The organism is Actinomadura roseirufa (genome assembly GCF_900659635.1).
Taxonomy (GTDB): Bacteria; Actinomycetota; Actinomycetes; order Streptosporangiales; family Streptosporangiaceae; genus Spirillospora; species Spirillospora roseirufa.
This window is the reverse complement of the sequence record NZ_CAACVB010000331.1, coordinates 1-7,393: the sequence shown is the minus strand read 5'-3', so window position 1 is coordinate 7,393 and position 7,393 is coordinate 1. Positions and strand designations below refer to the sequence as shown.

Genomic DNA, 7,393 nt, shown 5'->3' with positions numbered 1-7,393 from the left:
GTCCTCGGCCGCGCCCTGCCGCGGACGGCGCCGCCCGCCCCGGCCGCGCGGCGGTCGTACCGGGCGCTGCTGGCCGGGCCGCCGCGGCTGCTGCTGCGCGAGCCCGAACTGCGCCGCTCCTGCTTCTACCAGGCGACGCTCTTCGGCGCGTTCCAGGCGGTCTGGACGGGCGTCGCGCTGCTGCTCACGGGGCCCGTGTACGGGCTCGGGGCGCAGTCCGTGGGCCTGCTCGCCCTGGTCGGCGCGGTCACCATGGCCGCCACTCCGATCGCGGGACGATGGGTGGACCGGCACGGCCCCGGCCCGGTCAACCTCGTCTCGATCCTCGGTGTCCTCGCGTCCGCCGGCGTCCTCCTGCTCGGCGGTCTCGGCGGCGCGGCGGGCCTGGCGGGGCTGGCCGCGGGCACCCTCCTGCTGGACGTGGCCCTGCAGTCGGGCATGGTCGCCAACCAGGCCCGGATCTTCGCGTTGGCCCCCGAGGGGCGCAGCCGGATCAACACCGCCTACATGACCTGCGCGTTCGTGGGCGGCAGCACCGGCTCCTGGCTGGGCGCGCGCGCCTGCGCGGCCTTCGGCTGGCCCGGTGTCTGCGGACTCGTGGCGCTCCTCGCCGGACTCGCCCTTGCGCGCCACCTCGGACGACCCCCGGCGGACGCGCCACCGGAGGCCGCCGTGCACCGGCACGAGACGCCGGTATGACACGGGAGACATCACAGAGAGTCACGGGCCGCATATCGGTGGCGTCCCGCCCCGGGAAGTGACGGATCCACGTCCGCGACCGGATCGTCCCGCCGGACCAGCCGGGAACGTCCGTTGTGCGGGTGTTCGGCAATGATCAGGTAAAGCCCTCAAGGGGCGCGCGATTCTTTGCGCGGGTCCCGGTTTACGCGGCCATGACGTGCGGGTACTTACCGCAACGAGACAGTGACACACAGTGAACGACAGGTTCTCTGGACGGCAAAGCACCGCGTCCGAGACCTGCGGGACGGCGAAGGAGGACGGATGGCGCTCACTATGCGTAGCCGGCGCCCGTCCGGGCCCACGCGCCGTCCACTCGGCGGCCCGGTCCGAACGACCGAGGGCGTTCCCTGCCCGCTTCCGCACGGCGCGCCCCTTCCCCCGGCGCCCGCGCGGAGGCCGGGGCACGGCGACACACCTCGGGTCCTCGGCCGTCCCGGGCCGGCCGCCGCCCGCGAACCCGACCCACGCCGGACGCCGGCGCCGTTCGCCCCCGCGGCGCCGGGGTCCTCCGCAACCGGGCCGGCGGCGCCTTCGAGCGGCGCCGCCGGCCCGGCCCATGCCCCGGGTGCCCGAGCGGGCACCCTCCCCCGCCTCGCCGGACGGGCCGTCACGCCCCCGTCCGGCCCCGACCGGAAGGGAGGTGAGATCCAGCCCCGACCGGAACCGGCGCATGCCGGTGAACGCAGGCGGCCGGTACTCCGTCCGACCCCCGTCCCGGCCGCCACCACGCAGTAAGGGATCGCTGCGGAGCCGCGGCCCGCGAAGGCATCGTCCTCCGCGGGCCGCCGCTTTTTCGCCCGCCCTTCCGCACCCGGACGGGCACCGGCAGCACCTACCCCCACCCGCCCACCACGGTGAGGCACCTGGCTCCCCACCCGCCGCCTTCCGCCCGGACGGGAGTCAGAGGCACCCGCCCCTCGCCGCCTCCGCTCGTCCGGGCGGGTGTCAGAGGTGCTTGCGCCATACCTGGCCGTGGATCACGTCGCCGAACCGGGCGGCGGGGGGCTCCTCCGTCTCCAGGACGAACCCGGCGCGCTCATAGAGGCGCCGGGCGGAACGCTGGAGGGCCGTCGTCCACAGCACGATCTCGCCATACCCGGCGGACGCGGCGAAGCGCAGGCACTCCTCGACCAGGGCGGCGCCGACGCCCCGGCCCCGCGCCTCGGGCTCGACGTGCAGCAGCCGCAGCCGCGCGGTGCGCTCGTCCTCCCGGACGCACAGGACACCGCCCGCCACGGCACCGTCCACCTCGGCGATCCAGGCGTTCTCGCGCGCCGGGTCGCGGTGCTCGGCGTACTCGGCGACGACCCTGGCGACGAGGGCCTCGTAGCCGTGGTCCCAGCCGCACTCCTCGGCGTAGAGGGCGCCGTTGCGCTGGACGAGCCAGCCGAGGTCCCCGGGCCGCGGCGGGCGCAGGGCGAGCCCCCCGGGCCGCGGGCGGTCGCCGAGGATCCCGTGGATCGAGCGCATCGCGCCCAGCAGCAGCCGCCGGTCCGCGCCGGGCAGGTCGTCCAGCAATGCGCGGACCTCGGCCGCCGAACGCCCGTCCAGCGTGCCGAAGACCTCGCGCCCCCGTGCGGTGAGCCGGGCGATCTGGCGGCGGGCGTCGCCCGCCGCGCGCTCCCGGACGACCAGCCCGTCGCTCTCGAACCGGGCCAGCATCCGGCTGAGGTAGCCGGCGTCCAGGTCCAGGGCGCGGCGCAGCGCCAGCACCTCGGTGTCCGCGCGCTGGGCCAGTTCGAAGATCACCCTCGCCTCGGTGAGCGAGTACGGCGAGCGGACGTGGCTCTCGCCGAGCACCCCGATCACCCCGGTGTAGAACCGGTTGAAGGCGCGGACCGTCCCGACGTCCGCGTCGGTCACCGTCATGCCCGTCCCCCTAACGTTTGACTGAGTCAAAGATTAGGGGACGGGCCACCGGGTTTCCAGGGCCCGGGGGAAGGAGATCGTCAGGCGCCGGCCCGGACGGGCTCGGTCAGGGCCCGCGCGTCGCGGACGACCCGGCGCTCCACGAAGAAGGTCATGAGCGGGACGATGCCGCCCAGCACGATCACCACCATCCGGCCCACCGGCCACCCGGTGCGGCGCCACAGGTCGTACGCCGCCGCCAGGTAGACCATGTAGAGCAACCCGTGCACGGGCGCCACGACGCCCGCCATCGCCGGCTGGTCGGACGGCCCGTACTTCAGCACCATACCGACCACCAGGAGCACCAGCAGCGTCCCGACCACCAGGGCCAGGACGCGGTATTTGGCCACCGCGCCTTCCAAAGTTCACACCTTCCTAGGGTCCGTCTTCCGCGGACGGGCGGCCACGCGGCGCCGCGCCCGCGCCGTCGGGGCCGGGACCGAGCGCCGGGCCGGGCCGGGCGTCCGCCGTCTCAGTCGCGCCTGTGGCTCTCGGAGTTGAGCCGGGCGAGGTAGCGGTTGTAGGCCGCGAGGGCGGGGTCCTCTTCCTCCTGCCGCCGGATGATCTCCCGCTTGACCGCGGCCTCGGCGGGCTCCTCGATCACCCGGGGCGCCTCCGGCGGGACGCCGTCGCGCTCGTCCCGGACCATCTTGACCCACATGACGATCACGAAGACGGCGAAGATCGGCCACTCGAAGGTGTAGGCCCAGCTCCGGTCGTTGCCCGCCTGGGCGCGGTCGTACTGCCACCAGCCGAAGCCGAGGAAGGACGCGCACAGCGCGATCGCCAGGGCATGCAGCCCGAGCCAGCCTGGGGTGAGGAACCGTCGCACGTCACCGAGCGTACCCCCGCCTCCGCCGCGCCCTGGCACACCCCCACCCCGGCCCCGCCCCGCTCTGCCATACGGAAGGGTTTGCCGGTTCTTGCCCGCTTTGTCGGCACCGGGCCCTACGGTCTGGGGGCATGGCGACCACGACGGCGGCAGGGGCCGCGTCCTACACCTATGCGCGCGCGTCCGGGCTGGACGACGGGCTCCTCGGCCTGTCGACCTCGGGCGGCACGACCAGCTCCGGCGCCCGGCCGCACCCGCGCTTCTTCAGCGGCCTGCTCATCCAGGCGGCGCCCGCCGCGGCGTCGCTGCTGGCGCTGGCGGAGGTCGCCCGGACGCGCTACTTCCAGCCGCGCCCCACCGCCTTCCGCGACCCGGTGGTGACCTGCAACGGCGACCGGCTCCGCATGGAGTCGTTCTCCGCGTGCGGCGGGGTGTACGCGCGCCTGGACGTGCTGGAGGCCGCGATGGACGGCGAGGTCCACGACCGCGGGACCACGAACGTGGACGTCAACGACCCCCTGCGGGAGGCCCTCGCCCGTGTGGGCGGCTCCGACCCGCTCCACCTGGCCGTCGGCGCGGACGAGGTGGCGGTGACCACGCTGGACGGCGCCGTGGTGGAGAAGAAGGTGCCCCTTCCCGACCGCTGGCTCCGCGGCTTCGCCGAGGTCCAGGTCATCACGGCCGGATTCGACCCGCGCGCGGAGCTGCGGGCCCCCGACGCCGTGCGCTTCCTCCGGTCGTTGCCCAAGCGCGCGCGGGACGTGCTGTGGGTGGTGCCTGCGGGCCGAACGCTGCGGTTGACGTCCCGTCCCGTGCCCGGCGCGGTGTGCCTGGCCGGGCCCGACCGGCTCCAGACCTTGCTCCCCCTCCTGCGCTTCGCCGTCGCCCTCCGCGTTTACGGTCCCTCGGTCACGGCCGGGGACGGGCCGACGGCGAGCGTATGGGAACTGGAACTGCCCGGGATGCGGTACGTCCTGACGCTGTCCCCCGAGATCTCGCGCGGGTTCTCCGGCGAGGGGGCCGTCCTGGACGCCCTGGCGGCCGACGAGGCCGCGGCGGACGCCGACCTGCTCGGCGCCCTGCTGTCGTTCGAGGCGCGCGTCGACCCCGATCTGCTGTCCGAGCGCGCCGGGCTCCCCCTCGACCGGACGAAGGCGGCGCTGACCCAGCTGGGCACGTCGGGACGCGTCGGCTTCGACGCCGCCGAGGCCGCGTTCTTCCACCGCGAGCTGCCCTACGACCCCGAGCGCGTCGCCTCCCTCAACCCCCGGCTGCGCTCGGCGCGGGCGCTGGCCGCCGAGGGCGCCGTCCGGTTCACCGGCGACGACACCGCCGTCGTGCTGAGCAACGGGAGCGAGCGCCGGGTGCGCTTCAAGGACGGCAAGGCCACCTGCACGTGCCCGTGGTGGTTCGACCATCGCGGTGAGCGCGGCCCCTGCAAGCACGTCCTGGCCGCCACGATCGTCCGGCGCGAGACGCTCGCGGAGGTCGTCCGATGACCGCCTGGGACGACCTGCGCGAGGCCATCGGCCACGGGAACCAGGGCGACGTCACGCGCCTGGTGACGGCGCTCGACGCCGCGGAGCGCGCGACGGCGGCCAAGGCGCTGCCCGGCCTGCTCAAGGAACTGCTCGCCGGCACGCGCATCGGCACGCTGGAACAGGACGTGGCGGAGTCCCTGCTCCTGGCCGGCGCGGGCACGATCGGCGGAGCCGCCGCCACGGCGGCCTGGCTCCGCCGCGCGGAGCTGAACCAGCACATGCGGTGGGACGGCTACCCCCTCCTGCGCGCCCAGGTCGACGCCGTCACGGCCCCGCGTTCCGACGAATGGCGCGCCGACGTCGCCCAGCGGCTCGCCGCGCGGCTGTCGACCCGCGGCGACGGCGGCCCGCTCTGGCACGTCATCGCGCGGCTCAGCCAGACCGCGGGCGCCCCGCTCCCCGCCTCCGACGGGTTCGTCCGCGGCTGGGTGCTCATCGTGGCCAGGCCGGAGAGACTTCAGGACGATCCGTTGCTGGACGTGCTCGTCCCCCGCCTGTTCGAGGTGGACGAGATCGGCCGCATGCTCGCCGCCAACGCGAACCGCACGCACAACAAGCTGGACAAGGATCCCTGGGTCACGTCGCTCACCGCCTTGGCCGACGCCGGGCGCCTCGACCGCAAGACCCTCCTGGACGGTTGCGTCGCTCGTTTCCTCCGCGGCGGGACACCGTACAGCCTGCGGTGGTTCGTCCAGCTCCACGAGGCTCTGGAACCCACCGGGGAGGAGGCCGCGGCCCGCGTGCGGGACTACGTCCGCCTGCTGCCGTCCTCCCCTCCCGGCGTCGCGGAGGCCGCGCTGCGGCAGGTGCGGGCGGCCGACGAGCGGGAGGCGCTCGACGGGCCGCTCTTCGAGGACGCCGCCGGCGCGCTGCTGTTCCGGCCGGAGAAGAAGCTCGTCCGGGCCGCGCTGACCTGGCTCGACCGCACCGCCCGCCCGCGCGGCCGCGCCGAGGCGACCGTGCGCGTGCTCACCGGCGCGTTCACCTCCGACGCGCACGACCTGCGCGAGCGCGCCGTCGCGGTCGCCGTGAAACACGCGGACGGGGCGGGCCCGGCGGTGCGCGCGGACGTCCGCGCCGCCGCCGCCGACCTGCCGGCCGACCTGCGCGACCCGATCGCCGGAGCCTTCGGCGCCGTCGACGCCCCCGCCGAGCCGATTCCCTCCGCCGGGCCTCCGCCCTTCGTCCCGCGCGGGTTCCCCGAGCCCATCGGCTCGGTGTCCGACCTCGGCGAGCACATCCGCCACGGCCTTGAGACGGACACCACCGAACTCGCGTGGGACGCCACCGAACGCCTGCTCGCCGCCATCGTCGAACACGCCCACCGGGACCCCATCGCGACGCGGGACGCCCTCGACGCCGCCATCTCGTCCCCCGACGGGCGGTATCGGCTGGACCACGGTGCGCTGGACCAGTACGCCGGCGAGTACGAATGGGTCCTCTCGGCGGTCCGCGCCGTGACCGTCCCCGGGCACGACACGCGCCGGCGGCAAAGCCTGGCCGAGGCCGCCCAGAAGAACTCACGGCGGGCGTCGGAACTGTACCCGATCATGCCCCTGTTCCTCCGGTGGCGGATGCGCGAGGTCCCGTCCGCCGTCGGCAGGACGCCGGTGCTGCTCGCGACCCCGACCGAGGGCGGCGGCCACATCGATCCGGGGGTGCTCGTCGACCGCCTCATCCGGCTGCAGGACGCGGGAGTCGAGCCCGGCCGCGCCGACCTCGTACAGGCCCTGCTGCGCGTCCCCCGCGAGATCGACGCCGCCGCCGTGACGCGCGCGGGCGCCCTGCGCTCGAAGGCCGGCCGCACCGTCGCGGCCTGGCTCGCCGAGGGCGGCCTCGCCGACCCCGAGGTGCGATGCCGGCTCACCCTCGCGGACGCCCCGCACGCGTTGCCCGCCGCCGAGTCGATCGTGACTCCGCCCGACGGCGTCGCCGGCGACATCGCCCTGGTCTGCGGGCTGCCGGAGGGCGCCCCGATCCAAAGGAGCGTGTACTACGGTCCGGTCGCCTGGTGGCCGTCCATACTGCCGTCCCACCGCGAGGTCACCGCCGCGCATCTGCTCCCCCACACCGTGTCGACGCTCGACACCTGGCACCAGGGCGCCATCGCGCTCGGCCTCGCCGAGGCCGACGGCCCGTTCGGTCCCGCCACGGCGGCCTTCCTCGCCCTCTCCCTCGCCCACTCCGAGGCCGGCGAGCGCGCCCTGGCCGTGGACGCGCTGCTCGCCCTCGGCGGCCGCGGCCACCTCGCGGCGGCGGAGCTCGGCGCCGCCGTCGGCGACCTGTGCGCCATCGGCGGCATCAAGCTCAACCGCGTCGCGGCGTCGCTCGGCGCCGCCGCCGACGCGGGCGCCCACGCCGACGTGTGGAC

6 protein-coding genes are annotated in these 7,393 nt (G+C 75.5%); 3 read left to right on the top strand and 3 right to left on the bottom strand.

Annotated elements, in window-relative coordinates; translation table 11 throughout:
- The coding region (locus tag E1291_RS36905; protein WP_131742692.1) for an MFS transporter at window positions 1–699 on the top strand (699 nt) is incomplete at its 5' end.
- A 987-nt stretch (window positions 700–1,686) separates the two neighbouring features.
- On the opposite strand, the gene E1291_RS36900 is transcribed toward E1291_RS36905, so the two are convergent.
- From E1291_RS36900 to E1291_RS36890, 3 genes are all read right to left on the bottom strand, one after another.
- Entirely contained in the window at window positions 1,687–2,610 is a 924-nt protein-coding gene (locus tag E1291_RS36900; protein ID WP_131742691.1) for a bifunctional helix-turn-helix transcriptional regulator/GNAT family N-acetyltransferase, read from the bottom strand.
- 80 nt (window positions 2,611–2,690) lie between these two features.
- Window positions 2,691–2,999: a DUF3817 domain-containing protein gene (locus E1291_RS36895; RefSeq protein WP_242614609.1), complete on the bottom strand. Its 309-nt coding sequence runs from the start codon at window positions 2,997–2,999 to the stop codon at window positions 2,691–2,693.
- 122 nt (window positions 3,000–3,121) lie between these two features.
- Entirely contained in the window at window positions 3,122–3,481 is a 360-nt protein-coding gene (locus E1291_RS36890) for a hypothetical protein (RefSeq protein ID WP_131742689.1), read from the bottom strand.
- A gap of 131 nt (window positions 3,482–3,612) precedes the next feature.
- Here E1291_RS36890 and E1291_RS36885 point away from each other — a divergent pair, with 131 nt between their 5' ends.
- Together E1291_RS36885 and E1291_RS36880 are read left to right on the top strand one after the other, a co-directional pair.
- Window positions 3,613–4,980: an SWIM zinc finger family protein gene (locus E1291_RS36885; protein WP_131742688.1), complete on the top strand. Its 1,368-nt coding sequence runs from the start codon at window positions 3,613–3,615 to the stop codon at window positions 4,978–4,980.
- A partial coding sequence (locus tag E1291_RS36880) for a DUF6493 family protein (RefSeq protein ID WP_131742687.1) occupies window positions 4,977–7,393 on the top strand: 2,417 nt, incomplete at its 3' end. The genes E1291_RS36885 and E1291_RS36880, both read left to right, overlap by 4 nt.

What these genes read in the sequence shown, in the direction of transcription:
- E1291_RS36900 (WP_131742691.1), bottom strand. Translation starts at nt 2,610, where the DNA reads ATGACGGTGACCGACGCGGACGTCGGGACGGTCCGCGCCTTCAACCGG.
- E1291_RS36885 (WP_131742688.1), top strand. Translation starts at nt 3,613, where the DNA reads ATGGCGACCACGACGGCGGCAGGGGCCGCGTCCTACACCTATGCGCGC.